Annotated in this window: 21 protein-coding genes, 2 pseudogenes and 1 riboswitch; of the genes and pseudogenes, 5 read left to right on the plus strand and 18 right to left on the minus strand. The window is 70.1% G+C overall.

Annotated elements, in window-relative coordinates; all coding sequences use genetic code 11:
• Positions 1-93 precede the first annotated feature (93 nt).
• The 4 genes from ACIBK6_RS34710 to ACIBK6_RS34725 all read left to right on the plus strand — a co-directional run bounded on the left by ACIBK6_RS34710 (position 94) and on the right by ACIBK6_RS34725 (position 4,138).
• On the plus strand, positions 94-831 hold the full coding sequence (locus ACIBK6_RS34710; protein ID WP_399056189.1) for an ABC transporter ATP-binding protein: 738 nt from the start codon (positions 94-96) through the stop codon (positions 829-831).
• Positions 813-1,970 (plus strand): hypothetical protein, encoded by a 1,158-nt coding sequence (locus tag ACIBK6_RS34715; protein WP_399056191.1) that lies wholly within the window; start codon positions 813-815, stop codon positions 1,968-1,970. The genes ACIBK6_RS34710 and ACIBK6_RS34715 overlap by 19 nt, the downstream gene beginning before the upstream one ends.
• A gap of 19 nt (positions 1,971-1,989) precedes the next feature.
• Positions 1,990-3,114 (plus strand): LOG family protein, encoded by a 1,125-nt coding sequence (locus tag ACIBK6_RS34720; RefSeq protein WP_399056193.1) that lies wholly within the window; start codon positions 1,990-1,992, stop codon positions 3,112-3,114.
• Positions 3,115-3,226: 112 nt separating this feature from the next.
• On the plus strand, positions 3,227-4,138 hold the full coding sequence (locus ACIBK6_RS34725; RefSeq protein WP_399056195.1) for a hypothetical protein: 912 nt from the start codon (positions 3,227-3,229) through the stop codon (positions 4,136-4,138).
• Positions 4,139-4,189: 51 nt separating this feature from the next.
• Here the strand turns inward: ACIBK6_RS34725 and ACIBK6_RS34730 are convergent, their stop codons facing one another.
• The 9 genes from ACIBK6_RS34730 to rpsB form a co-directional block, all read right to left on the minus strand.
• Positions 4,190-5,212, minus strand: coding sequence for an ABC transporter ATP-binding protein (locus ACIBK6_RS34730; RefSeq protein WP_399056197.1), 1,023 nt, complete (start codon positions 5,210-5,212; stop codon positions 4,190-4,192).
• Complete coding sequence (locus ACIBK6_RS34735; RefSeq protein WP_399056230.1) at positions 5,212-6,825, minus strand: ABC transporter permease; 1,614 nt, start codon at positions 6,823-6,825, stop codon at positions 5,212-5,214. Before ACIBK6_RS34735 ends, ACIBK6_RS34730 begins: the two co-directional genes overlap by 1 nt.
• A gap of 47 nt (positions 6,826-6,872) precedes the next feature.
• Positions 6,873-7,964, minus strand: a complete 1,092-nt coding sequence (locus tag ACIBK6_RS34740) for a thiamine ABC transporter substrate binding subunit (RefSeq protein WP_399056199.1) — start codon at positions 7,962-7,964, stop codon at positions 6,873-6,875.
• A gap of 82 nt (positions 7,965-8,046) precedes the next feature.
• Positions 8,047-8,166, minus strand: a riboswitch (TPP riboswitch).
• A 49-nt stretch (positions 8,167-8,215) separates the two neighbouring features.
• Entirely contained in the window at positions 8,216-9,322 is a 1,107-nt protein-coding gene (gene rlmN, locus ACIBK6_RS34745) for a 23S rRNA (adenine(2503)-C(2))-methyltransferase RlmN (protein ID WP_399056202.1), read from the minus strand.
• 90 nt (positions 9,323-9,412) lie between these two features.
• Entirely contained in the window at positions 9,413-10,522 is a 1,110-nt protein-coding gene (locus ACIBK6_RS34750; protein WP_399056205.1) for a phosphatidate cytidylyltransferase, read from the minus strand.
• Entirely contained in the window at positions 10,522-11,079 is a 558-nt protein-coding gene (frr, locus tag ACIBK6_RS34755) for a ribosome recycling factor (RefSeq protein WP_399056207.1), read from the minus strand. Before frr ends, ACIBK6_RS34750 begins: the two co-directional genes overlap by 1 nt.
• Positions 11,080-11,203: 124 nt before the next feature.
• Positions 11,204-11,992, minus strand: coding sequence for a UMP kinase (pyrH, locus tag ACIBK6_RS34760; RefSeq protein ID WP_399056209.1), 789 nt, complete (start codon positions 11,990-11,992; stop codon positions 11,204-11,206).
• A gap of 160 nt (positions 11,993-12,152) precedes the next feature.
• Positions 12,153-12,989 carry a translation elongation factor Ts gene (gene tsf / locus ACIBK6_RS34765; protein WP_399056211.1) on the minus strand — a complete coding sequence of 279 codons (837 nt, stop codon included), beginning with the start codon at positions 12,987-12,989 and terminating at the stop codon, positions 12,153-12,155.
• A gap of 120 nt (positions 12,990-13,109) precedes the next feature.
• Entirely contained in the window at positions 13,110-14,039 is a 930-nt protein-coding gene (rpsB, locus tag ACIBK6_RS34770; protein ID WP_399056213.1) for a 30S ribosomal protein S2, read from the minus strand.
• Between the two features lie 293 nt (positions 14,040-14,332).
• Between rpsB and ACIBK6_RS34775 the strand changes: the two genes are divergently transcribed.
• Positions 14,333-14,800: a M23 family metallopeptidase gene (locus ACIBK6_RS34775; protein ID WP_399056215.1), complete on the plus strand. Its 468-nt coding sequence runs from the start codon at positions 14,333-14,335 to the stop codon at positions 14,798-14,800.
• Positions 14,801-14,860: 60 nt separating this feature from the next.
• Here the strand turns inward: ACIBK6_RS34775 and ACIBK6_RS34780 are convergent, their stop codons facing one another.
• The 9 genes and pseudogenes from ACIBK6_RS34780 to ACIBK6_RS34820 all read right to left on the minus strand — a co-directional run.
• The gene (locus ACIBK6_RS34780; RefSeq protein WP_399056232.1) at positions 14,861-15,418 is read right to left on the minus strand and encodes a TetR/AcrR family transcriptional regulator; all 558 of its coding nucleotides are present in this window, start codon (positions 15,416-15,418) and stop codon (positions 14,861-14,863) included.
• Between the two features lie 82 nt (positions 15,419-15,500).
• Positions 15,501-16,343, minus strand: coding sequence for an RNA polymerase sigma factor WhiG (gene whiG, locus ACIBK6_RS34785; protein ID WP_053727942.1), 843 nt, complete (start codon positions 16,341-16,343; stop codon positions 15,501-15,503).
• A gap of 350 nt (positions 16,344-16,693) precedes the next feature.
• Positions 16,694-17,860 carry a DNA-processing protein DprA gene (gene dprA, locus ACIBK6_RS34790; protein ID WP_399056217.1) on the minus strand — a complete coding sequence of 389 codons (1,167 nt, stop codon included), beginning with the start codon at positions 17,858-17,860 and terminating at the stop codon, positions 16,694-16,696.
• Positions 17,857-18,375: pseudogene (locus tag ACIBK6_RS34795) on the minus strand (ATP-binding protein); the annotation flags it as partial. The pseudogene ACIBK6_RS34795 and the gene dprA, both read right to left, overlap by 4 nt.
• 94 nt (positions 18,376-18,469) lie before the next feature.
• Positions 18,470-18,874 carry a hypothetical protein gene (locus ACIBK6_RS34800; RefSeq protein ID WP_399056219.1) on the minus strand — a complete coding sequence of 135 codons (405 nt, stop codon included), beginning with the start codon at positions 18,872-18,874 and terminating at the stop codon, positions 18,470-18,472.
• Positions 18,871-20,958, minus strand: coding sequence for a hypothetical protein (locus ACIBK6_RS34805; RefSeq protein ID WP_399056221.1), 2,088 nt, complete (start codon positions 20,956-20,958; stop codon positions 18,871-18,873). Before ACIBK6_RS34805 ends, ACIBK6_RS34800 begins: the two co-directional genes overlap by 4 nt.
• Positions 20,955-22,817 (minus strand): hypothetical protein, encoded by a 1,863-nt coding sequence (locus ACIBK6_RS34810; protein ID WP_399056223.1) that lies wholly within the window; start codon positions 22,815-22,817, stop codon positions 20,955-20,957. Before ACIBK6_RS34810 ends, ACIBK6_RS34805 begins: the two co-directional genes overlap by 4 nt.
• A 50-nt stretch (positions 22,818-22,867) precedes the next feature.
• A complete protein-coding gene (locus ACIBK6_RS34815) occupies positions 22,868-24,442 on the minus strand; it encodes an integrase (RefSeq protein ID WP_399056234.1) in 1,575 nt (524 codons plus the stop codon).
• Positions 24,408-24,962 (minus strand): annotated as a pseudogene (locus ACIBK6_RS34820) (ATP-binding protein); the annotation flags it as partial. The pseudogene ACIBK6_RS34820 and the gene ACIBK6_RS34815, both read right to left, overlap by 35 nt.

Consider the following 24,962-nt stretch of genomic DNA (forward strand, 5'->3'; position numbering starts at 1 on the left):
CGCCACTCCCTAGCGTGCCCAGTGACCGATCGGCCCCGCCTTCGTTCCCCCGTACGAGGAGCAGGCAATCTGATCCGAACCGAGGTATGCACCATGGTGGCTCCGCCGGACAACGATGTGCTGTGGGCGCGTTCCCTGCACCATTCCCACAGTGGCTCGCCCGCTCTGACCGGCGTCAGCGTCGAGGTCCGCGAGGGCGAGATCCTCGCCGTCGGCGGTCCGCGCGGCTGCGGCAAGACGACCCTGCTGCGCTGTCTGTCGGGCCAGCTGGTGCCCGACGAGGGCGAGGTGTGGTTCAACAGCGGCCCGGTGCACAAGCTGGGCGCCGCGGCCCGCGAGCAGCTGCGCCGCGACCGCTTCGGCTGGATCGGCCCCGAAGCCACCCTGGTCCCCGAACTGAACGCCTGGGAGAACGCGGCCCTGCCGCTGCTGCTGCGCGGCATCGCGCACCGCACCGCGAAGAAGGCTGCCCTGGAGTGGCTGGAGCGCCTCGACATCGACACGTGCGCGAAGAAGCGCCCGCACGTCCTGCTCCAGGCGCAGCGCCAGCGCCTCGCGATCGCCCGCGCCCTGGTCACCTCCCCCGCCGTGCTGTTCGCGGACGAGCCGACCGCGACCCTGCACCGCGCCGATGCGGCCCAGGTGCTGCGCACCCTGCTCACCGCGGCCCGCTCGCACCAGATCACCACGCTCATCGCCACCCACGACACCGAGGTGGCCGCGCTCGCCGACCGCACGGTGGTCCTGATCGACGGCCGCCGGGTCAACTCCCGCGGAAACAACGGTACTTCGGGTGCGGAGGGCCTTGAGGCGTGCTCGCTCTCCGTCTAGCCCGCGGCACCCATCCCTTGATCCTGCTGCGCCGCCTGGTGGTGGCGGCGGCCTCGGCCGGGGTCGGCTTCCTCCTGCTGTGCACCCTCGGCTACGCGGTCGACCATCCCTCCGGGGCGGGGCTGCGGCTGCTGTGGTGCTCGGTTCCGCTGGCGGCCTCGGTGCACCTCGCGGTCGCCGTGGCCCGCACCGACCCGAGCACCCGGCCGCGCGCGGGACTGTCCGCGGTGGGCCTGGGCCCGGCCCGGCTGACCACGATCGCCGCCGCGTCCACGGCGGTGGCCTGCACGATCGGCTCGGCGGTGGCGCTGGTGACGTATCTGCATCTGCGCGGCGACGTCACCGGCCTCCCCTTCGACGGCACCGCTGCCGGCCTGCTCGCAGCCGACCGGCCGATGCCGCTGGCGGGCGCCCTGACCCTGCTCACCGTCCCGCCGGTGGCGGCCTCGGCGGCGGCCTCGGTCGCGCTGCGCCCGCGCACCCGGCGCCCCGCCGACACCGACGAGCCGGTCCGCCCCGAGGAGCCCACGGCGACACCCGGCGGGCTGCCCTGGGGCGTCACGCTCGTCGCGGCGGGGCTCGCGGTCGAGTCGTACCTGAGCCGTGGCGCCCAGGATTCGGCCCTTCCGATGCCGGGCCACGCGCAGGGCAGCCCGGTCGGGGTGCTCGCCGGGTGGGCACTGACCGCCCTGGGCCTGGCGGTGGCGGGTCCGGGCCTCGCGCACTTCAGCGGGCGGCTGCTGCAGAGCGCCCGGCCGGGCGCGGCCCGGCTGCTCGCGGGCCGGGGCCTGATGGCGGAGGCCCGCCGCATCGGGCGCCCGCTGGGTGTGGTGTGCGCGGTGGCCTCCGGGGCGATCGCGGCGGCCTCACTGTACGACGGCCGGGGCCCGCACCCCTTCGGACCGATGACCGGCCTCGGCGCGGCCCTGGTGATGAGCTGCACGGTGGCCACGCTGCTGACCGCCGCACTGGAGTCCCGGCACGCCCGCGCCGAGACCACGGCCGCGCTGCTGAGCCTCGGCACCCCGACGAAGCTGCTCCGCGGCGCCGTGGCCCTCAGGGCGCTCGCGCTGCTGGCCGTGTTCGCGCCGCTGACCTTGGCGATCGCCGAACTGGCGGCGCTGCCGTTGCGCAACTGACCGGCATTAACATGACGAGATGCCGAACGAAGACGTGCAGTTCCCTTCGGGCAGCGACATCGAGATCGAGTCGCTCGACGAGTTCGACACGGCCGTCGCCCGCGGCCCGCTGGCCGGATTCCGGGTGCAGTCGGTCGATCTGACGGCCCGTACGGTCGCGCTGCTCGCCACCGACACGGCGGGCGCGGTCTTCCTCGGCTGTGCGATGCAGCCGGACGCTGCGGCGAAGGTCCGCGCCGACGGCGCCCTGGTCTTCCCGCCCGTCCCGCAGCTGCCCTTCGACCCCTACCGGGGCGGGCTCTACTCCCCCGCCGAGCTCTTCGAGGGCCTCGCCCAGGGGTACGAGCACACACCCGACGCGCTCTCCTACGCCTGGTACCAGCAGACCAAGGCGGACGGCGACGTCTTCTCCTCGATGCTGCGCTCCATCCACGACGACGCGATCTCCGACGCCCTGGACGAGCTCCTCGTGGGGGCGCGCGTGGTGGGCGTGATGGGCGGCCATGCCATGGCCCGCGGCACCGCCGAGTACGAGGGCGCGGCCGTGCTCGGCCGCACCCTGGCCCGCGAAGGGTTCACGGTGGCGACGGGCGGCGGCCCGGGCGCGATGGAGGCCGCGAACCTCGGCGCGTACGCGGCGCCTTTCGCCGACGCGATGCTCGGCTCGGCCCTCCAACTCCTCGCCAGGCAACCGTCGTTCGGGCCGTCGGTGTCCCGCTGGGCGCGGGCCGCCTTCGAGGTCCGTACGCGATGGCCGCGCGGCGGCACCTCGGTGGGCATCCCCACCTGGTTCTACGGCCACGAGCCGCCGAACGCCTTCGCGAACGCGATCGCCAAGTACTTCGTCAACGCCACCCGCGAGGACGGCCTGCTGGCCCGCTCCACCGCGGGCGTCGTCTTCCTGCCCGGCGCGGCCGGCACCGTTCAGGAGATCTTCGACAACGCCACGCCGAACTACTACGAGTCGCGGGGCGGCCCGACGCCGATGGTCCTGGTCGACCGGGCGCACTGGACGGAGCACCTGCCCGCCTGGCCGCTGCTCCGGGCGCTGGCCGCGGAACGCCCGATGGCGGCGCGGGTCGCCCTGGTCGACTCCGTCTCCGAGGCTCCCGAGGCCCTGGCCCGCATGTCCCGCGAGCCCTGAGCGCGGACGGGCCGAAAAGTACGGAACCCCAGGCAACTCCCAAGGACCAGTAAACGTCTGGTAAAGCGGAGTGGGGCGAACCGGTTGCCCCCGCCAGGAACGGGAGTCACTCGTGCTGCTCGGTCTGCTGACCGCCATAGCCGCCTCGGTCTGCTACGGCACGGGCTCGGTCCTGCAAGCCGTCGGATCCCGCAAGTCGGCCCGCCGCGACGCGGCCGCGAGCGACCGGACCCAGCACGGCGGACCCAGCCTCTCCTCCACCGCGAAGGCGGCGACGACCTGGGAGTTCATCGTCGGCACCGTCCTCGACTTCGTCGGCTTCGGGCTCGGCGCACTCGCGGCCCGCCTGCTGCCCCTCTTCCTCTCCCAGACGGTGATCAGCGCGAACCTGGTCATCACGGCCGTCCTCAGCGTCAAGCTGCTCGGCATCCGGCTGAGCCGCGCGGAGTGGACGTCCATCGGCGTGGTCTGCTCGGCCCTGGTCCTGCTCGCGTCGGCCGCGGGCCACGAGGGCAGCGGGCACACCCCGGTGGCCACGCACTGGTGGCTGCTCGCCATCGCGCTGCTCCTGATGGCCGGGGGCACGGTGGTGGTACGCCTGCTCGGCGCCCGCGCCGCGATCCTCGCCGGTCTGCTCTCCGGCCTCGGCTTCGGCGCGCTCGGCGTCGGCGTCCGCGTCCTGGACGGCGTCGCCCCCTTCGATACGGGCGCCCTACTCACCGACCCCGCCCTGTACGCGATCCTGGTGGCGGGTTGTGGCGGCATGTATCTGCACACGGTGGCCCTGCAGATCGGCTCGGTGAACGGTGCGACGGCGGCGCTGGTGGTGGGCGAGACGGTGCTGCCGGGGGCGATCGGGGTGCTGTGGCTGGGCGACGCGTCCCGCGCGGGCCTCGCGTGGATGGCGGTCCTGGGTTTCGTCCTCGCGGTGGCGGGAGCGGTGGCGGTGGCGTGGTTCGGCTCGCCGGACACACACGGCTCGGCGGAACCCGCCCCGGCGAAGGAACTGACCCCGACGAGCTAGGGAGCGGCGTCCGGGGCGGAGCCCCCACCGGCCCGGAGGCCGGCTGCGCCCTCAGCCCGCCGGCAGCACCACCACGCCCGGCGCCGCGAAGGCGACGCCCACCCGGTCACCCGCCTCCGGCGCCGATTCCAGCCCGCACTCCGCCTCCAGCAACGGCCCGCCGGACGGCCGCAGTCGCAGGGCGACATGGTTGCCGCGGAACGTCCGCGCCACCACCGCGCACGGCAGCCCGTCCCGCTCCGGTACGAGTCGGACGCCGGCGGGGCGGACCAGCAACCGCACCGCTCCCTGCGCCGCACCCGGCGCCACCGGCACCTTCCCCCACGGCGTGTCCGCCACCTCCCCCGCCACCGTCGCCGGCACCACGTTCTCGAAGCCGAGGAAGCGGGCCACGAACTCCGAGGCCGGCTGCTGCCACACCTGGAGCGGCGTACCGGTCTGCGCGATGCGGCCGTCCCGCATCACCACCACCCGGTCGGCCAGCGCGAACGCCTCGCCCTGGTCGTGCGTGACGGCGAGCACCGTCGTACCCAACCGCCCGAACAACGCCCGGAGTTCGACCACGAGGCGTTCGCGCAGGGTGCGGTCGAGCTGGCCGAGCGGCTCGTCCAGCATCAACAGCCGGGGCGAGGGCGCCAGCGCCCTGGCGAGCGCGACGCGCTGCTGCTCGCCGCCGGAGAGCGCGGCGACGGCCCGCCGCTCGGCGCCCGGCAGCCCGACGAGATCCAGCAACTCACCGACCCGGCGGGCCTGTTCGTCCCGCGAGGCCCGGCGCATGCGCAGCCCGAACGCCACGTTCCCGGCGACGTCGCGCTGCGGGAAGAGCTGGTGGTCCTGGAACATCAGGCCGAGCCCGCGTCTGTGCACGGGCACCCCGGCCTGGTCGGCGCCACCGAGCAACACCCGCCCGCCGTCGGGGACTTGGAGGCCTGCGACGACCCGCAGCAGGGTCGACTTGCCGCTGCCGCTCGGCCCGAGCACGCACACCGTCTCGTGCTCGGCGACCTCCAGGTCGACCGCGTCGAGCGCGGCCCGGTCGCCGAACCGTACCGTCACGCCGTCCAGTGTCAGCATCAGAACTCCCCGCTGTGGTCTATCCGCAGGCGTTCGAGGACGAGCAGCGACACCGCGCACACCACCATCAAAATCGTGCTGAGGGCCATCGCCTGGCCGTAGTTGAGGTCGCCGGCCCGGCCCAGGAGGCGGGCGACGGCGACGGGCAGCGTCGGGTGGTCGGGCCGCGCGATGAAGACGGTCGCGCCGAACTCGCCGAGCGAGACCGCGAACGCGAAGCCCGCCGCGATGAGCAGGGCCCGCCGCACCAGCGGCAGGTCCACCTCGCGCCAGGCCCGCAACGGGGACGCACCGAGCACGGCCGCCGCCTCGCGCAGCCGCCCGTCCACCGCGCGCAGCACCGGCAGCATGATCCGTACGACGAAGGGGGTGCCCACCAGCGCCTGGGCGAGCGGCACCAGGATCCAGGAGGTCCTGAGGTCGAGCGGCGGCTTGTCGAGGGTGATCAGGAATCCGAAGCCGACGGTGACGGCGGAGACGCCGAGCGGCAGCATCAGCAGCGCGTCGAAGCCCCGCACGAGTCGTCCGCTGCCGCGCCGGGTCAGGGCGGCCGCCGCCAGTCCTCCGATGACGAGCGCGATCGCGGTGGCGGCGAGGGCGTACTGGACCGAGTTCCCGATCGCCTCGATGGGCGGCACGAGGAAGCTGCCGTTGTCGCCCGCGGTCTGGAGCGCCCGGTAGTAGCCGAGCCCGTAGCCGTCGGGGGTGTCCAGGGAGCGTGCGATCAGCACGCCGACGGGGAGCAGGATCAGCAGCACCACGACCGCGAGCACGGATGCCAGGAGTGTCCACTGGCCGGCGCCGCGCGGGCGGCGGGCGGTCTGGGCGGGGTCGACCAGTTTCAGGGCGGTCTCGCGGCGGCGCACCGTCCGGGCGTGCACGGCGAGGACCGCACCGACCGCCGCGAACTGCACGATCGTCAGGACGGCCGCGGTCGGCAGGTCGAGGAGTTCGGCGGTCTGCCGGTAGATCTCCACTTCGAGGGTGGAGAAGGTGGGGCCGCCGAGGATCTGGACGACGCCGAAGGAGGTGAAGGTGAACAGAAAGACCATGAGCGCGGCCGCCGCGACCGCGGGGCCGAGCGCGGGCAGGGTGACCTTGCGCCAGGCGGCGAGGCGGGAGGCGCCGAGGACCCTGGCGGCCTCCTCCTGGCGGGGGTCGAGCTGCGACCACAGGCCGCCGACGGTCCGTACGACCACCGCGTAGTTGAAGAAGACGTGCGCGAGCAGGATCGCCCACACCGTCGTGTCCAGGCGCACCCCCCACAGCTGGTCGAGCAGCCCGCCGCGGCCGAGCAGCGCCAGGAACGCGGTGCCCACGACGACCGTCGGCAGCACGAACGGCACGGTGACGACGGCCCGGAGGAGCTGTTTGCCGGGGAAGTCGAAGCGCGCGAAGACGTATGCGCCGGGCAGTGCGATCACCAGGGTGAGCGCGGTGGAGGCGAGCGCCTGCCAGGTGGTGAACCACAGGACGTGCGCGATGTCCGGGTCGGTCAGCACCTCGGCGATCCGGCCGAACTGCCAGGCGCCGTCCGCCGTGAGCCCGCGGCCGACGATGGCGGCCACGGGCCAGGCGAAGAACAGCGCGAAGAACACGGCGGGCAGGACCATCAGGCCCAGCCGCACCGCGTTGCCCCGCAGCTTCCCCCAGGGGCGGCCTACTTCAGGACGAGCGAGGACCATGTCTTGACCCACTGGTCACGGTTCTTGGCGATCTTGTCGGGGGCGACCGTCGCCGAGTTCGTGATCTTCGCGCCGAACGTGGTGAACTCCGGCGGGACCGCCGCGTCCTTGGCGACCGGGTCCACGAACATCTGGAGCGGCATGTCCTCCTGGAACTTCTTGGAGATCAGGAAGTCCAGGAGCGCCTTGCCGCCGGCCTCGTTCTTCGCTCCCTTGAGCAGGCCCGCGAACTCGGTCTGACGGAAGCAGGTGCCGGTGGCGACGCCGGTCGGGGCCTCGGTGGGCTTCGGGTCGGCGTAGATCACCTCGGCGGGCGGGCTGGAGGCGTAGGAGACGACCAGCGGCCGGTCGCCCTTGGCCTTCTTGCCGCCGGCCGAACCGGAGAAGTCCGTGTTGTACGCCTGCTCCCAGCCGTCGACCACCTTGACGCCGTTGGCCCTCAGCTTCTTCCAGTAGTCCTGCCAGCCCCCGTCGCCGTACTTGGCGACCGAGCCGAGCAGGAAGCCGAGACCGGGAGAGGACGTCGCCACGTTCTCCGTGACGAGCAGGTTCTTGTACTCGGGCTTGATCAGATCGTCGAAGGACTGCGGGGGCGCCAGCTTCTTGTCGGCGAAGTACTTCTTGTCGTAGTTGACGCAGATGTCGCCGGTGTCGATGGGCGTGACCCGGTGCCGGTCCTTGTCGAGCTGGACGTCGGCGGGCAGCCGGTCCAGGCCCTTGGCGGCGTACGGCGTGAAGATGCCGTTGTCGAGGGCGCGCGAGAGCAGTGTGTTGTCGACGCCGAAGAAGACGTCGCCGCGCGGGGAGCCCTTGGTGAGGATCTCCTGGTTGAGGGCGGCCCCGGCGTCCCCGCTCTTGAGGACCTTCACGGTGTAGCCGGTCTGCGCGGTGAACGCCTTGAGCACCGCGTCCGACGCCGCGAAGGAGTCGTGGCTGACCAGCGTCACGGTCTTGTCGCCCGTGGCGCCGGACGTCTTCTTGCCGTCCGAGCCGCCGCAGGCCGCGAGCGTGGCGACCCCGAGGGCGGCGGCGAGCGCACCGGCCGCGAGCCTCTTGGTACTGCGCATTTCTTCATTCCTCCTGGACATGACCAGGAAGAGACGCGGCCCTGCCCGCACGACACGGGGTCGTGCGGGCAGGGCGCAACAGCTTGAGTAATCGCCGAACTTCCTACCCCGAATGACCGGGGCAAGGTTCAGAGGGTCTGCGGGCCGTTCCCTGAAGCGGGTCCCGCACTCTCAGCGCTGTGGCGCTCCCCTGTCGGAATATGCAGATGTTTCCGGCCAGATTACACGGGCCCCTTCGCCGCACCCGGGCCCTATCGCTCGGAGGCGGCGAGCTGACCGCAGGCTCCGTCGATCTCCTGGCCCCGGGTGTCGCGGACGGTCACGGGCACGCCGTGCGCCGCGATCGCCTCGACGAACGCCTTCTCGTCCTCGGGCCGCGAGGCCGTCCACTTCGATCCGGGCGTCGGGTTCAGCGGGATGAGGTTGACGTGCACCCGCCTGCCCTTGAGCAGCCGGCCGAGCAGATCGCCGCGCCACGCCTGGTCGTTGATGTCGCGGATCAGGGCGTACTCGATGGAGATGCGGCGCCCGGACTTCTCGGCGTACTCCCAGGCGGCGTCGAGGACCTCGCGCACCTTCCACCGGGTGTTGACCGGTACGAGGGTGTCGCGCAGCTCGTCGTCCGGCGCGTGCAGGCTGACGGCGAGGCGGCACTTGAAACCCTCGTCGGCGAAGCGGTGCATCGCTGGCACCAGGCCGACGGTGGAGACGGTGATGCCGCGCTGGGACAGGCCCAGACCGTCCGGCTCGGGGTCGGTGAGACGGCGGATGGCGCCGACGACGCGCTTGTAGTTGGCGAGCGGTTCGCCCATGCCCATGAAGACGATGTTGGACAGGCGGGCGGGGCCGCCGGGGACCTCGCCGTCGCGCAGCGCGCGCATGCCGTCCACGATCTGGTGCACGATCTCGGCGGTCGACAGGTTGCGGTCCAGGCCCGCCTGGCCGGTGGCGCAGAACGGGCAGTTCATGCCGCAGCCGGCCTGCGAGGAGATGCACATCGTCACCCGGTCCGGGTAGCGCATCAGGACGGACTCGACCAGCGTCCCGTCGTGCAGCTTCCACAGCGTCTTGCGGGTGGTGTCGTCGTCGCACGAGATGTGCCGTACGACCGACATCAGATCGGGCAGCAGCTCCTCCTGGAGCCGGCCGCGCGCGGCGAGCGGGATGTCGGTCCACTCGGCCGGGTCGTGGGCGTACCGCGCGAAGTAGTGCTGCGAGAGCTGCTTGGCGCGGAACGGCTTCTCGCCGATCGCGGCGACGGCTTCCTTGCGCTCGGCGGGCGAGAGGTCGGCGAGGTGCCGCGGCGGCTTCTTGGCTCCGCGGGGGGCGACGAAAGTGAGTTCTCCGGGCTTGGGCATGGTTCCTCAAGTGTCTCAGACGTACGGAAAAGGGCTCGCCGTCCTGTGGACGACGAGCCCTCACCGTTCAAAGCCGTACGAAAGCGCAGGTCAGCCGGTACCGACGAAGATCGCGAGGAGCAGCCACACCACCGGCGCGGTGGGCAGCAGGGAGTCCAGACGGTCCATGATGCCGCCGTGGCCCGGCAGCAGGGTGCCCATGTCCTTGATGCCCAGGTCCCGCTTGATCATCGACTCGCCGAGGTCGCCGAGCGTGGCACTCGCCGCGACCGCGACGCCGAGCAGCAGACCCTGCCACCACGTGCCGTCGTCGATCAGGAACTGCATGCACAGCGCACCCGCCACCATCGCGAACGACACCGCGCCGAACAGACCCTCGCGGGTCTTTCCGGGGCTGATGCGCGGCGCCAGCTTGTGCTTGCCGAAGCGCCAGCCGATCGCGTACGCACCCGTGTCGCTGACCACCGTGAGGAGCAGGAAGGTGAGCACCCGCCAGGGCCCGTCGGAAGCGGTGAGCAGCATCGCGACGAAGGTGGCGAGGAACGGCACGTAGAACGCGGCGAACACGCCCGCCGTGACATCCCTGAGATAGCCCTCGGGCGGTTCGGTCATCCGCCACACGAGCACCGCGAGCGAGGTGAGCGCCATGGCGACCCACGCGCCCTCGGCGCCGCTGACGTACCCGGCGACGACCATCGCCGCGCCGCCGACCGCGAGCGGCACCAGGGGCGCCTTGATCTGCTTGCGCTCGGCCAGGCGGCTGGTCAGCTCCCACAGACCGACGACCACGGCGACCGCGATGACCCCGACGAAGACGGCCTTCACGATGAACAGCGACGCGAGGATCACCGCGCCGAGCCCGACACCGACCCCTATCGCGGCCCGCAGATCGCGGCCTGCCCGCTTCTTCTCCGGCTGCGCGGGCACGGGCGGGATGGGCGGAGGGCTTGCCATGGGCTCCTGCGGCATCTCGTCGCGGAACAGGGGACCGCCCAGCCGAGCGGCCCCCGGATCGTGTTCGTCGCGGTCTTCGGCATCGCTGCCCGCGTCGGGGACGACGGGCATCTGCTGCGTCCTCGACAGAGGCGGGGCGTCATACGCATCGTACGCAGACCCCGCCGGGAACGCCCCCTGGGAAGGCCCCTCGGGGGTTCCCCAGTATTCGGGTCTCGGCGGAGCCCCCCAGGAAGAGTCGTTCATCAGACCTCGAGCAGCTCTGCTTCCTTGTGCTTGAGCAGCTCGTCGACCTGCGCCACGTACTTGGCGGTGGTGTCGTCGAGCTCCTTCTCCGCACGGCGGACCTCGTCCTCGCCGGACTCCTTGTCCTTGACGAGCTTGTCGAGGGCGTCCTTCGCCTTGCGGCGCACGGAGCGGATCGACACCTTGGAGTCCTCGGCCTTGGTGCGCGCGACCTTGATGTAGTCCTTGCGGCGCTCCTCGGTGAGCTCCGGGAAGTTCACGCGGATGATGCTGCCGTCGTTGCTCGGGTTGACGCCCAGGTCCGAGTCGCGGATGGCCTGCTCGATGTTGCGCAGCGCGCTCTTGTCGAACGGGGTCACCACCGCCATGCGCGGCTCCGGCACCGAGAACGAGGCCAGCTGGTTGATCGGCGTCAGCGCGCCGTAGTAGTCCGCCACGATCTTGTTGAACATCGCCGGGTGCGCACGCCCGGTGCGAATCGCGGCGAAGTCCTCCTTGGCGACCACGACGGCCTTCTCCATCTTCTCCTCGGCCTCGAGGAGGATTTCTTCGATCACGCTTTGCTCCTGCATGTCTTGGGTGGGCCGGGAGTTCTCAGTGCGACCTGAGGTCTTGGGCCCTGGATAACCAGCGTCGTTCCCTGCACGGTGTCCGACCGGCAGGGGATTGTCCATCCCCCGGTCAGGCCCGGGTGCCCTGGTCGCTCACGAGAGTGCCGATCTTCTCACCCTTGACGGCGCGCGCGATGTTGCCCGCCGTGAGCAGCTCGAAGACGAGGATCGGGAGGTTGTTGTCGCGGCACAGGGTGATGGCGGTCATGTCGGCGACCTTCAGGTCCCGGGTGATGACCTCGCCGTACTCCAGCGCGTCGAACTTCACCGCGTCCGTGTTGACGCGGGGGTCGGAGTCGTAGACCCCGTCCACCCCGTTCTTGCCCATCAGCATGGCCTCGGCGTCGATCTCCAGGGCACGCTGGGCCGCGGTGGTGTCGGTGGAGAAGTACGGCATGCCCATGCCGGCGCCGAAGATGACGACGCGGCCCTTCTCCAGGTGGCGTACGGCCCGCAGCGGGATGTACGGCTCGGCGACCTGACCCATCGTGATGGCGGTCTGGACGCGCGAGTCGATGCCCTCCTTCTCCAGGAAGTCCTGGAGGGCGAGGCAGTTCATGACCGTACCGAGCATGCCCATGTAGTCGGAGCGCGCCCGGTCCATGCCGCGCTGCTGGAGCTCGGCGCCCCGGAAGAAGTTGCCTCCGCCGATGACGACGGCGATCTGCGCGCCGTCCCGGACGACTGCGGCGATCTCGCGGGCGATGTTGTGCACGACGTCGGGGTCGACACCGAGCCCCCCACCGCCGGCGAACGCCTCACCGGAAAGCTTCAGCATGAAGCGCCCGGCCACCTTGCCGTCATCGCGCTTGTTGTCGGCCGAGTGATCGGCCTTGGCGGCGTCCGCGCCCTGATTCATGGGGATCTCCTCGTGCACATACGAAGAAGGCCATTGCCGGTGGGTACTCGTAGTCCCTAGCGGCAATGGCCTCCTCGTCAGATCTGCGGTCGTCTGTCGCGTGCGCGGCCGACGACTGCCTCAGACCCTAGCGGGGTCTAGTGTCGAACGCTGAACAGACTCAGATGCCGACCTTGATGCGCGTGAAGCGCTTCAGGGTGACACCGGCCTCCTTCAGAACCTGCTCGACGGACTTCTTGTTGTCGAGCGCGTACGGCTGGCCAAGGAGCGTGGCCTCCTTGAAGAAGCCGTTGACGCGACCCTCGACGATCTTCGGAAGCGCAGCCTCCGGCTTGCCCTCGGCGCGGGTGGTCTCCTCCGCGACGCGGCGCTCGGTCTCGACGACCTCGGCCGGAACGTCCTCGCGGGACAGGTAGCGCGGCGCGAAAGCGGCGATGTGCTGCGCGACGCCCTTGGCGACCTCGGCGTTGTCCTGGTCGAGCTCGACCAGCACACCGATCTGCGGGGGCAGGTCGGGCATCGTGCGGTGCATGTACGCGGAGACGAAACCGTCGGAGAACTGCGCGAAGCGGTCCAGGACGATCTTCTCGCCGAGGTTGGCGTTGGCCTCGTCGACGTACGCCTGAACCGTCTTGCCGGCCTCGATCTCGGAGGCGAGCAGCGCGGCCAGGTCGGCCGGCGAGGTGGCGGCGACGTGCGCGGCCAGCGCGGCGGCGACGGCCTGGAACTTGTCACCCTTGGCGACGAAGTCCGTCTCGCACTTCAGCTCGACCAGGACGCCGGAGGTCTTGTCCTCGGCGATGACGGAGACGACGGCGCCGTTCTCGGCAGAACGGCCCTCGCGCTTGGCGACGCCCTTCTGACCCTTGATGCGCAGGGCCTCGACGGCCTTGTCGACGTTGCCGTCGGCCTCGTCCAGGGCCTTCTTGCAGTCCATCATGCCGGCGCCGGTGAGCTCACGGAGCTTCTTGACGTCAGCGGCGGTGTAGTTCGCCATGAGTCTGTGTTTCTCTCTCGGAGTCTGAAAGATCTACGAAGATCTGCGGGGCTACGGGTCGACGGCGGGGGCTTGTGGCCCCCGCCGTCAACTACCGAACCTGTGGGTCCCGGTGAGGGGTCAGGCCTGCTCGGCGTCCGCGGCCGGAGCCTCGGTGGCCTCGGCGGCCTCGGCGGCCTCGGCGGCCGGAGCCTCGACAGCGGCCTCGGCCGGCTTCTCGGCCTCGGCGGCGGGGGCCGCAGCCTCGACGGACTCCTCGGAGTCCGCCTTCTTCTCACCCTCGAGCAGGTCGCGCTCCCACTCGGCGAGCGGCTCGCCGGCCGCCTTCTCGCCCGGCTTCGAGTCGCCGGTGGCCACGCCGGAACGGGCGATGAGGCCCTCGGCGACGGCGTCGGCGATCACGCGGGTGAGCAGGGTGACGGAACGGATCGCGTCGTCGTTGCCCGGGATCTTGTAGTCGACCTCGTCGGGGTCGCAGTTGGTGTCGAGGATCGCGACGACCGGGATGTGGAGCTTGCGCGCCTCACCGACGGCGATGTGCTCCTTCTTGGTGTCGACGATCCAGACGGCGCTCGGCACCTTCTGCATCTCGCGGATACCACCGAGGGTCTTCTCCAGCTTGGCCTTCTCGCGCGAGAGGACCAGGAGCTCCTTCTTGGTGAGACCCGAAGCCGCGACGTCCTCGAAGTCGATCTGCTCGAGCTCCTTGAGGCGCTGCAGACGCTTGTAGACGGTGGAGAAGTTGGTCAGCATGCCGCCGAGCCAGCGCTGGTTGACGTAGGGCATGCCCACGCGCGTCGCCTGCTCGGCGATCGCTTCCTGCGCCTGCTTCTTGGTACCGACGAACATGATGGAGCCGCCGTGCGCGACGGTCTCCTTGACGAACTCGTAGGCGCGGTCGATGTACGACAGCGACTGGAGCAGGTCGATGATGTAGATGCCGTTGCGCTCGGTGAAGATGAAGCGCTTCATCTTCGGGTTCCAGCGACGGGTCTGGTGACCGAAGTGGACGCCGCTCTCCAGCAGCTCCCGCATCGTGACGACGGCCATGGCCGTACTCCTTGAGATACTCGGTTACCGCGGCGGCCGGTCGGCTGCCGCGCCTGACGCCCCGGTACGCCGTGCCCTGAACCCGTGACGGGCGAAGGACCGAGAGGCGCGGCCAGCGATGATCGTGAGACCACTGGCGGGGCGTGCGAAGTCGACCCGGTGACCCGGATCGCCACAAGAAGTGTACGGGACCCGCACAGTGCCGGGTGACGGCGCTGTCCACAACCGCCCAGTACTCCACAGTTCCGAGCCAAGATCCACACCGCGGAGGCCTGCGGCGGGACCCTGAGCCCATGTACCGAGCACTCTTCCTCCTCGCCCTGGCCGCAGCCGGCTGGCCGGTCGTCCCACCGGCCGTCGTCCACCCCTGGGCCCCACCGGCCACCCCGTACGGCCCCGGCCACCGCGGCATCGACCTCGCCGCACCCCCCGGGACCCCGGTACGGGCAGCCGCCACCGGCCGCGTGACCTTCGCAGGCCAAGTAGCAGGCCAAGGAGTCCTGACCATCACCCTGCCAGGCACCACGACCCCACCCTTGAGAACGACCTACGAACCCGTACGCCCCCTGGTCACCCAGGGCACCGAAGTGACCGCGGGCGAGGTGGTGGCCACCACCTCCGAGGGCCCCTCTCACTGCCCCACGGGTTGCCTGCACTGGGGCCTGCTGAGAGGCGACACCTATCTCAACCCGCTGCTCCTGCTGCACCGGGCAGGGCCATCACGGCTGCTGCCGGTGGTGGGGGTGGTTGAGCCGGGGTGAGGGGGTGGGGGTGGGGGGCGGGGGGGGGAGGGGGCGGGGGGGAGCCCCCTCCCCGAAGCTTCAGCCTCTGACGCCGCGCAGCGCCATCGCCACCGCCGCGTCCGCGATGGAGGTCAGGGGTTCTGTGGGGCCCTGTTCGATGCGGCGGACCGCTGCGTCGACGATGCCCTGGAGCAGCAGGGCGGCGAGGCGGGGCTGGTCGTGGTCGAGGTCGGCCAGGGCTTCGACGATCATGGCGATGAGGCCGCCGTGCGCGGCGCGGATCTTTTCGCGGGCGCCAGCGTCGAGCTCGCTGGCGGAGATCGCGACGACGGCCCGGTGGCGCTGGTCGCCGACGAGGCCGAGTTGGTGGCGCACGTACGCCTCGACCTTGCCTTCGGGGGTTTCGGCCCGCTGCATCGCGCCTTCGATCTCGGCGGCCCAGAGCGGGAAGTCGACGGCGCAGAGTTCCTCGACCACCGCGGCCCGGGAGCGGAAGTACTCGTACACGGATGAGCGGGCGAGGCCGGTGCGCTCGGCCAGGGCGGGGAAGGTCAGCGCTTCCGTGCCGCCTTCGGACAGCAGGGAGCGTGCGGCGTCAAGGAGGGCGTCGCGCTGCATGGTGCGGTGCTCGGCCACGGAGGCCGCTCGGATCCTGGGCACTGCTCCACTTTACGGCCGGGGCGGCGGGGCTATCGGCAGGGACGTTCACCGGTGTCCCTCATCGCCCGACGTCGGCCAGTTTGGCCCTCAGCTGGAGCACCGATTTGGTGTGGATCTGGCTCACCCTGCTCTCGGTGACGCCGAGTACGTTGCCGATCTCGGCGAGGGTGAGGCCTTCGTAGTAGTAGAGCGTGACGACGGTCTTCTCGCGTTCGGGGAGTGTGTTGATGGCGCGGGCGAGCAGTCGGCGCAGTTCACGGTCTTCGGCGACTTCGACGGGGTCGTCGGCGGAGGTGTCCTCCAGGGTGTCCATGAGGCTGAGCCGGTCGCCGCTCTCGCCGCCGACGTGCAGCAGTTCTTCGAGGGCGACGACGTTGGCGAGGGACAACTGGCTGAAGACGGCGTGCAGTTCCTCGACGGCAATGCCCATTTCGGCTGCGACCTCCGCCTCCGACGGGGTGCGTCTCAGCTGCGCTTCGAGGGTGGCGTAGGCGCGTTCCACGGCGCGGGCCTTCTGCCGTACGGAGCGCGGGATCCAGTCGAGGGCGCGGAGTTCGTCGATCATCGCGCCGCGGATCCGGGTGATGGCGTACGTCTCGAACTTGATGGCCCGCTCGATGTCGAACTTCTCGATGGCGTCGATGAGCCCGAAGACCCCGGAGGACACGAAGTCGGCCTGTTCGACGTTGGGCGGCAGGCCCACGCTCACGCGTCCCGCGACGTACTTCACCAGGGGCGAGTAGTGCAGGATCAACTGCTCGCGCAGCCGCTCGTCGCCGGTGGCCTTGTACGACCGCCACAGCTCGTCGACGGACGAGGGTGCCGGTGGCCGCACTGTGCCGCTGCCGCGGGCAGCGGGGGGCGCTGCCGTGCGGTCAGACCCGGAGGTGTGCTGGGGCATGCGTTGCCTTGAGCCGTTCTGCTGTGACGTGAGCGGTGGGGGCTGTTCCGGTCGGGGTTCTCGTGAGCGTAGCGTGACTGAGCTGTCGCGGTGTGCGAAGGCCGGGAGGTCGGGCGGGGTCTCTCCCGTGGGCCTGGGCGCAGGTGCAGGTGGGGGCCGCCGCGCTGGGTGTCGGCCCCGAAAGCGCTGTCGTGCGGCTCGCGGTGGACGTCGCCTTTTCAGTGCCTGTGTCCCGATCCCGTCCGGTGGCCCGCGGCGCTGGGCGCGCACGCTCGTACGCTGGACGCGCCGTGGGCCGATCCGGAACGGGTTCGGACCAGGCTCTCACCCTGTCACCCGAATGCCCCAGGTCAAGCACCGCCTCGCCGGGCGCCTGCCGGGCGCAGTGCTTCAGCGGTCAACTTCCAGCTGTCGCCCACGCGTTCGACAAAGCCGAGGGAGTGGAGTTCGTAGAGTCTGCCGAGTGCTTCGTCGGTGCTGGTGCCGGCTTCGCGGGCGAGGTCGCGGGCGGCTGCGGTGCCGCGTGCGGGGAGGGCTTCCAGTACGCGGGCGGCGCCGGGGGCGAGGAGGTCGCGGGGCAGTACGGGGCCGCGACGGGCGGGGGCGAGTTCGCCCATGTCCCCGACGAGTTCGATGACTTCCGCGGCGTCGGTGACCAGGACCCCCTCGCCGCGCAGGAGTTCGTGCACTCCGGCGGAGAGTCCGCTGGTGGCGGGGCCGGGTACGCCCATGGTGTAGCGGCCGAGTTTCTGTGCGGCGCGGGCGGTGACGAGGGAGCCGCTGCGGTATTCGGCTTCCACGACGACGGTTCCTCTGGTGAGGGCGGCGATGACACGGTTGCGCAGGATGAATCTGCTGGGTGTCGGGTGGTCGCCGGGCGGTAATTCACCGATGAGGAGGCCCTGTTCGGCGATGCGTCCGATCAACTCGGCGTGCCCGCGCGGGTAGACGACGTCGACTCCACAGGCGAGGACGGCGATGGTGGCTCCACCTGCGGCGAGGGTGCCGCGGTGGACGGCGCCGTCGATGCCCGCGGCCGCTCCGGAGACCACGACCCAGCCTTTCTCGGCGAGGCCGGAGCCGAGCACGGCACCCATGTGGGCTCCGTAGGGCGTGCAGGCCCGGGCGCCGACGACGGCGACCGAGCGCAGCGCCCACATCCGCAGGTCGGGGTGGCCTCGTGCCCAGAGTCCGACGGGGCGTGCGTCCGCGAGGTCGTCGAGTTGTCGTGGCCATTCCTCGTCGCCGGGGACGAGGAAGCGGGCGCCTGCCGCGGCGGCGGTCGCCAGGTCTTGTTCGGGGTCGGCCGCAGCGGCCCGGCGGCGGTGGTTTGCGAGTCGGGCGGGGCTGGCGCCGGGCAGGTCGTCCTCGGGGCCCTGGGGTGCGGTGAGGCGGCGCATCAGTTCGACGGGGCCGTAGGTGCGCAGCCAGCGGCCGCCGCGTTCGTCGCCGGGTTCGATGACGCGGGTCAGGGCGGCTCTGGCGAGGCGTTCGGCTCCGGCCGCCGGGGTGTTCACGGGGTGCTCCCGGTCGGCATGGGTGCGCCGCGGGAGATGCCGGTGCGCAGTTCCAGGGCGAGGGCGACGTGGCCCGCGTCGGGGCGGTCGTCTCCGGCGAGGTCGGCGATGGTCCAGGCGACGCGCAGCACGCGGTCGAGGCCGCGGGCGGTGAGCAGTCCGCGTTCCATGTCGCGTTCGGCGCCGGTGAGGGCGCCGGGGGCGGTGAGCCAGCGGGTGCGCAGTTCGTGTCCGGGGATTTCGCTGTTGCTGGTCCAGGGGGTGTCGTGGAGGCGGGCGGCGGTGCGTTCCCGGGCGGCGAGGATGCGTTGGGCGACGGCGGCGCTTGCTTCGCCGCGGCCGCCTCCGCCGAGGAGGTCTTCGCGGCGTACGGGTTCGACTTCGACGCGTAGGTCGACTCGGTCGAGGAGGGGGCCGGAGAGGCGTGCCTGGTAGCGGCGGATCATGGAGGCGGGGCATTCGCAGCCCGCTCCGTGCAGGGTGTGCCTGCCGCAGGGGCAGGGGTTGGCGGCGAGGTTGTGGACGGAGTTGAGAACTGACCGTTGACCGCGATCCGAGTTCAACCACGACGGCGGTGGCGGCCTAGCACAGGTTCTTGTTGTTCCTGATTCAACGACGCAGGGTTCGGCTGTTGATGCTGGTGACCTTCGAGGCCTCCTCCAGTGCCTCCTGGAGCCGTTCGTTGCGGAGGGATAGGTTCTGAACCAGCGCGGCGGCGAGGGCAAGTTGAGAAGTCAGGTCGCGGTTGCGGCGGCGGAGCTTGGCATTGCGGGCGACGAGTCTGTCGTGCTCTGTCGGGCCACTACTCCGGGCCGTACTCGGTGTTGCTCGATGATCGGCAATCTCTTGGACGATGTCGGGGTAGCGGCGCCGGAAAGTGGTGTTGCTCAGGTCGAGGTGGCGGGCCAGCATGAGGACACTGGGCCGGGTGTTGGTTGCTCTGCAGGTGTCCAGCACTGCCTGGAGGTGCTTGCGGACCAAGGCTTCGGGAAGGTCGGGGACGTGGCGTCTCATGTCGGAACGACCTCCTGTCCGTTGCTGGTCAAGAACTCGACGACCTCAGCTCGCCGGTTCTTCTGCAGCTGCCGGAGGCGGGGCGCCAGCGTGGGGCGTGAGGCGAGCCGTCTGTCGATGCGTGCGACCTCGCGTTGCCAGACGGCGACGTTTTCGGGAGTGAGGGCGACGTTGCGGCAGGCTAGCGGCAGACAGCCGCCATGTGAGGGCAAGCCTTCGCTGTTGCCGCGTCGGGCCTTTTCGCAAAGAGCTTTGGCGGGGTCGTTGACGCAGGTGATGTACTCACCGGGATAGATCGCCGGATCATTCCGCTTCATGATCCGTTTCAGGCGGTGCTTGTCCAGGGCGATCTGCCCTTGGAACTGTGCGCGATCACCGAAGTCCTTCAGCCTGCGGGCCGCTTCCTCCGCAGACGGACCAGCAAGGTCGAGATGCTGGTGAGCTTCGATCATTTCCATGTAGACCTCGCCGCGGGCGATCGCCTGCTCACTTTCGACCTCGGCGCGGAACCCGGAGTCGCTGGTGCCGGCGTAACCCTCGAACATCTGGATGCTGTGGTGACGGTATTGGAGGGCGCCCGCGATGACGCCGCCGGGGCGCCGGGCGATGAACCAGGCCAGGGTGCGCCGGAAGTGACTGGTCCTGAGCTTGAGCGGATGGCCAGGGCCGGCGGCGATGGTGTCGGTGCGGTTGCGTTCTGAGCAGAGGACGTTCACGAAGGCGACGAAGTCGTTCAACTGGTTGTTGGTCGCGTTGGAGCTGAGGGCCAGGTTGATGCCCTTGTGGCCGCCGGCGCCATGGGGAAGTCGGCCAAAGAGGTAGTCCTGGGTCGGGGGGTGAAGCTGTTCAAGGACGTTGATCGCGCGGGCGACGACGGCGTTGACGACCCAGGTTGCGGGGACACCCGCGATATCGTCCTCGCCCTTGAACGCCAAGCTGTGGAGCTTCCAGCGGTAGGGGGTGCCGTCCTCGTCGCACTTGGTCTTGAGGCAGTCCCGCTTGATGTGCTTGACCTCGGAGTCTCTTATGCCGCTGAAGAAGGCGATCACCAGATAGCACGCGGCCTGCAAGTGACGGCTGAGGCGGGCGAGACTGTATTTGGCGGTGTGGTGAGTGGTGATCGCTGGAACCCAGGGCTCGCCGTCCAGCTGCCCTTGAGTGTCCTCGATGAAGGAGCTGTCGGTGACGCCGACGACGGCGGCCGTGGCGTCGATGGCCTGGCGGTGCCGGTCGACCGAGGTGCGGTCGCAGGCCAAGGCCCAGGACAAGTAGAGGCCGCTGGGCTGTCCTTGGTAGCCGGGCAGCGGACGTCCTGTGGCGATGTGTTCGTCAAGCAGGCGCTGAAGCCGCTCTCCGACCCTCGTGTGGAATGAGGACTCGCCGGTGGCGACCTTGCCGCGGGTCTCCCGCCACCTCCGGTCGGCCTTGAGGATGTCGGTGGCGAAGTCGTCGATGAACCGCAAAGCCCAGATCACCAGCGGGCCGAGAACCCCTTCGGGCAGCCGGTCGGTGCTGTTCTCCCCTCTCCTGACCGACTGGGACTCGCCCCAGCCGTCCAGGTGGAGCGGGTCGAACCTCAGCGCGTCCTCGTCCAGGTGCCGACGCCAGCGCCAGAACAGTCGCAGGTGTGCTCGGGACCGCTGGCGTTGTCCGGGGTTGTGCGGGAAGCGGGCCAAGAGGTGCTTGCGGTAGTCGGTGAGGTCCTTGGGCGAGAGAGCAGACAGCTCGATCCGGTCTGGTGGCCACCGGCCGTCAAGCCACTTCAGGAACCGTTTGATCTCGGTGAAGGTGGTCCTGAGGGACGACACGGATGGCGGCTCCTCGCCGTCCGGTAGCTCCAGGGACAGCAGTGCATAGAACAGCCGCTTCGCCGACGGGCGGAACCGCTGCGGAAGGGTGGGGAAGTTCAGGATCAGGGAGCCCTCGTGGGCCTTGAGCCGGGCTGGTGTCATCCGCCAGATGTCATCGCTGTAGCGCGAGGTCTCGTGCAGTTGAGCCCCGGTCCTGAGCTGGCGGCCGTGCAGGACGTACGGGTCCTTGAGTGTGACGGCCGAGGGGTTGGCGGCGAAGGTGGCGATGCTCATGGCAGTTCCCAGGGGGCTTCGACGAGGTCGAGGAGGGCGTCGGGCAAGGGCTGCTGGCGTACTTTGTCGACTTCCGCCGGGGTGAACTTGGCGAGGATGTCGCGCCGGACGGCGACCCAGGCAGGCCCGTAGCGCTTCCACCAGGCGTCTTCGCTCATGCGCTCACGCAAGGCACCCAGGCCGTTCAACAGGCCGAGGAGTTTCGGGAGATGCGTCCGCGTGACCAGACAGTTTCCGCAGTGGAAGCAGGCCAGGAACGAGTCTCCGCAGGGGGCTCCCGTCTCCGGGTGATGTTCATGGTCCTCGCAGGCCGTCCAGGCCGTGTCCAGATCGCCGCTGGCAAGTTCCCGGGCGGTGTGCGGGGCAAGGCCGGCGTCTTCAAGCTGCTGCGGTGATTCGGCATCCGGGATCACGATGGGTTCGCCGCGTCGGCCGACGGCGGTTGCATGCGCGTCCCAGGCCGCCTGTTCGGCATCTGCGAGGGCTTCGGTGAGAACCTCTTCGGCCCACTCCCGGGTGGCCTCGTCCGGCTTGAGGTAGTTCGTGAACAGAACCTGGGCCGTGTTGCTCTTCGCAGAGGACGGTAGGTGTCCGCCGAGCTGCTTGGTGCGGCGGGCATCGGCGCTGGTCTTGATCTGGTTGAAGGTGATCGTGAGGGATGTCGCCTTGGCAGGGGCGGCGGGCTCGGCCTTGGCCGTGTTCGTCTTGGCGTCCCGCTTCGCGGGCGGTGGATCTGCGAGCACGGGCTGGCTGCGGCCGGCCGCCCAGGCGGACAGTCCGAGGCCGGGGCAATGACTAAGTTTGATCTCGTAGGGGGCGAAGTGCTCGGCCCGCCCCCGGTCGCCGCGGGGGCGGTTGCGCCATAGAGACAGCGCGGCGGAGGAACCGCTGAAGCCGCGGCTGCGGTCTGTGAGCTCCAAGAGGAGGAGATAGAGACCGCCGGCTGTGTGCAGCTGCCGCTCCTTCGGACCGATCTCCCAGGTCGCGGTCTCGAACCATCGTTTGGTGCCGCGTCGACGTTTGACCACGGTGAGCTCGACCGCGCGGTCTTCCAGGATGCGGTGCTTCGCGGGAAGCTCCTTGATCGTCTCGCCGTTCCGTTCGGTGACCAGGGCCAGAAGGATCATCAGCGGCGGCAAGTCGTTCCAGGTCAAGAACAGGTGCGAGGCAAGCTCACGACGTTCGTGACGCTCCAGGATCCCGGGTCTTGGGGGAACCTCGCCGGTGGCGGCGATCCCAGCCAGAGCCTCCGCCAACTCCAGTCTTTCGCTGGTGAGTTGACCGGGGTCGTCGTGGAATTGGCGTACGAGTTGTTCTCCTGCCCGGATGCGTCGGACGATGCGGGCGGTGTCTGCTCGGGCGGCCGCGGTGAGCCGGTCCAGCTCGCCGCTGGAGTAGCCGCCCACCGGTGTGGACTTGGGGGTGGGTAGACGCCGGTTGAAGGCGTCCCAGGCATCGGCGGGCAGGCGGCCGTGCAGGCGCTTGTCCCCGAACTGGGTCCGCAGTTCGAGCATGTCGCTGTATCGAGTGCTCTCTGAGGCGTCGGAGCGTGTGGAGAAGGCATCGACGTGAGCCCGCTTGAGGTCACCAGGAGTAGCTGGCTCCGGATCCAACGTGGCCAAGAAGCGAGTCCAGCAGCCCAAGACTCGCCATGAGTTCCTGGTTCCTTCCAGCGTGTGAGGGCCGCCGCTCGGGCCGATCCGCAAGGCGAGCGACTCGGCCAGCAGTTGGTGCCAGCCGGGCATCAGCAGGCCGCCGACGTCAAAGCTCGCTCGTCGGTCGTCATCCCCGTGGAAGTCGACCACCAGGCCGCCCGACGGGCGTTCACGGATCTGCGGGGGTGCTTCGTAGCCATCCACCGGCAGACTGGATGGCCGACCGGGGCCGGTGCTGCCGCGGCCTCGGCGTGTCACGACGCCACCTCCGTCTCCGAGGGAAGCCCGGACGGTGGCTTCTCGTCCCCGAGGACGCCGAGCGACGTGTCGCGCGGGTCTTCCCAGGCGTCGGGGACCAGGGCCATGCGGGTCTCCATCTCCAGTTCCTGCAGGGCATGCAGATAGATCAACGTCGACAGCTGTGAGGCATGTCCGAGTCTGCGGCGGACCCAGTCCATGGGGTCGCCGAAGATCCGCTGGTAGTGCAGGCGTTGGGCCGGGTTCATGTCGCCGAGGGCAGCGATGTGTCCGCGCTGAAGCTGTTCGAGGGTGATGACCGCAAACGTGTGCCTCAGCAGGTGGGCGTGTGCGAAGACGTCGAGGCCCTGTTCCTCGCACCTGCGATTGGCGTCGGTGAACATGTCCTTCCAGGTCGACACGGACAGCGGCATGCCGCTCTCGCCGAGCCAGAACATCGCGGGCTCCAGGCCGTCCTCGGTGTCGATCAGCAGCCGTTGACGCTCGCGCGGGTCCAGGAGGCGGACGTCGACCTTCTCGCCACGGTTGATGCCGCTCGTGTACTGAGCCAGGTGCGGCCGTTCCGGATCGGAGATGATGATCGGCCGCCGGATCCTGTCGTAGCGGCCCGCGTCCCGGGCCTCCTCCACGACCCATCGCCGGTCCTCCATCGCGTAGGCGGTCAAGTCCCGGCGGACCGAGGCTGGTTCATAGACCCAGCGGGCTGAGTCTCGTTTCGCGATCGCCGCGGGCAGCCAGGACTTGCTGTAGCCGGCCGGGCCCGGACCGGTGGGCACTTCCGTGATGAGGCGGCTGGCCTGCTCTTCCAGCCGCAGGCCGGTGCGAACCGTTGAGTCGGAGAAGGTCTGGTTGCGCGGGGCCCACCGACCGCGGAAGTTGTCCCGGGGCAGGCCCTCGCGGTCGTAGCCGAGGACACCGACGTCCCGCCATCGGCGATAGGAAACGGCGGGCAGCCACTCGATGACCTGGCCGCCCTGGTCGTGCGCATAGGTCGCCGGCACCGTCTCCTCGGTGCTGGCGGGCTTCGAGTGCCGCCTGCCCTTCTTCGCGTCGTGATGCCCGTCACGGCGGGGGCGCTGCGGGATCGGAACCTCCGCCACCCACAGCTTCTTCTTCGCGTAGACGTAGAACTGCTGCAGGTGGGAGATCTCTTGGCTCCAGGTGTCGCCGTCGACTCGCGGTCCGCGCGGATCACGACGACGCCAGTAGTGGTAGGCCGTGTGATCGGCCTCGGTCGCGTCCCGCCAGTCCTTCCCGCCCCGGCTCCGGTGCAGGAAGTTCAGCTTCCGGCAGAGGGCCGACGCCCGGTTGAGCTGGCTGTTCAGCGGACCTTCCATGAGGTTCACCTGATGGAAGTACGAGTTCAGGTCCGTGTCGTAGACGAAGCACGGCGACAACAGGTACGGCGTGCCATCGGGAATGCCCAGGTCATCGAGCCATAGCTCCCACTCGTCCGGGGAAATCCGCAGGTGCCAGGGCTGCGGATCAGACTGCGGTAAGTCCCGCGAGCTGTAGTGGACTGACCAGGCCCCTTGTCTCAACACCCGCAGACCGTACAGCCACTTGGTCACTGACCAAGCGTGCACAAGCCTCGACCATCTGGAAGCGGGCGGGGAGGCGGACGACTCCGGCGCTGCGGGCGATGACGACGTATCCGGATTCCAGTGGCTGGCGGAGTGCGTCGAGGGCTTTGCCGGTGAATTCGGGGGCTTCGTCCAGGAAGAGCACTCCTCGGTGGGCGACGGAGACGGCGCCGGGGCGCGGGAGTCCGTTGCCGCCGCCGACGAGGGATTGCATGGTGGCGGAGTGGTGCGGGGCGCAGTAGGGGGCTCGGCGTACCAGGGGTTCGCCGGGCGGGAGGATGCCGGCGACCGAGTGGACGGCGGTCACTTCGAGGGATTCCTGTCGGGTGAGGGGCGGCAGGATGCCGGGAAGTCGTTCGGCGAGCATGGTTTTCCCGGCGCCCGGGGGTCCGGAGAGGAGCAGGTGGTGGCCGAACCCCGGGGAATTGCATTGGATGCATGACTCGACCTGGGGCGATCCGCTGATCTGCATACTTCCTCCTCCCTGCCTGAACTTCAAGCCGTGCCT

The organism is Streptomyces sp. NPDC050485 (genome assembly GCF_044458185.1).
In the GTDB taxonomy this organism is placed as follows: Bacteria; Actinomycetota; Actinomycetes; order Streptomycetales; family Streptomycetaceae; genus Streptomyces.